General features: G+C 57.9%; 1 protein-coding gene. It reads right to left on the reverse strand.

Features of this window, described 5'->3' with window-relative positions; genetic code table 11:
• Positions 1-20 precede the first annotated feature (20 nt).
• Positions 21-1,085 carry a photosystem II q(b) protein gene (psbA, locus tag NW855_RS13395; protein WP_011430136.1) on the reverse strand — a complete coding sequence of 355 codons (1,065 nt, stop codon included), beginning with the start codon at positions 1,083-1,085 and terminating at the stop codon, positions 21-23.
• Positions 1,086-1,161: the final 76 nt, after the last annotated feature.

The following is a 1,161-nucleotide window of genomic DNA, read 5'->3' on the forward strand; positions in this document are numbered from 1 at the left end:
TCGACTAGGTCAGGAGTGGATTAGCCGCGGATGGCCGGCGCCACTTCCACCGCCGCCAGGTCCAGCGGGAAGTTGTGCGCATTCCGCTCGTGCATCACTTCCATCCCCAGGTTGGCACGGTTGAGCACATCCGCCCACGTCCCAACCACGCGACCGTTGCTGTCCACAATCGACTGGTTGAAGTTGAACCCGTTCAGGTTGAACGCCATGATGCTGATCCCCAGCGCCGTAAACCAAATCCCAATCACAGGCCACGCCGCCAGGAAAAAGTGCAGGCTCCGGCTGTTGTTGAACGACGCATATTGGAAAATCAACCGGCCAAAATACCCGTGCGCCGCCACGATGTTGTAGGTCTCTTCCTCTTGCCCAAACTTGTAACCCAAGTTCTGCGACTCCTCCTCCGAAGTCTCCCGAATCAGGCTCGAGGTCACCAACGACCCGTGCATCGCACTAAACAGCGCACCCCCAAACACGCCGGCCACGCCCAGCTGGTGGAACGGGTGCATCAAAATGTTGTGCTCCGCTTGGAACACCAACATGAAGTTGAACGTCCCCGAAATCCCCAGCGGCATCCCGTCCGAAAACGAGCCTTGCCCAATCGGGTAAATCAAAAACACGGCCGTCGCCGCCGCCACCGGCGCCGAGTAAGCCACCGCAATCCAGGGACGCATCCCCAAGCGGTAGCTCAGCTCCCACTCCCGGCCCATGTAGCAGAACACCCCAATCAAAAAGTGCAGCACAATCAGCTGGTAGGGGCCGCCGTTGTACAGCCACTCGTCCAAAGAAGCGGCTTCCCAAATCGGGTAAAAGTGCAGGCCAATCGCAGCCGAAGAAGGCACCACCGCGCCGGTGATGATGTTGTTGCCATACAGCAACGAACCCGAAACTGGCTCGCGAATCCCGTCGATGTCCACCGGGGGAGCACCAATGAAGGCAATGATGAAGCAGGTGGTGGCAGTCAGCAGGGTGGGGATCATCAGCACCCCGAACCAACCGATGTAGAGGCGGTTGTCGGTGGAGGTGACCCACTCGCAAAACTGCTCCCACACGTTGCTGGTTGAGCGACGTTGGATAACAGTGGTCATGATGGCAAACTTCCCTGAGGAAGCGCGAAGATTGACAACCTAACCTTAAATCATCCGTTAAGTTCTGTCAACTACC

The organism is Synechococcus sp. RC10B2, from assembly GCF_047502635.1.

Coding starts and splice junctions, on each gene's coding strand:
- psbA (WP_011430136.1), bottom strand. CDS start 1,085: ATGACCACTGTTATCCAACGTCGCTCAACCAGCAACGTGTGGGAGCAG.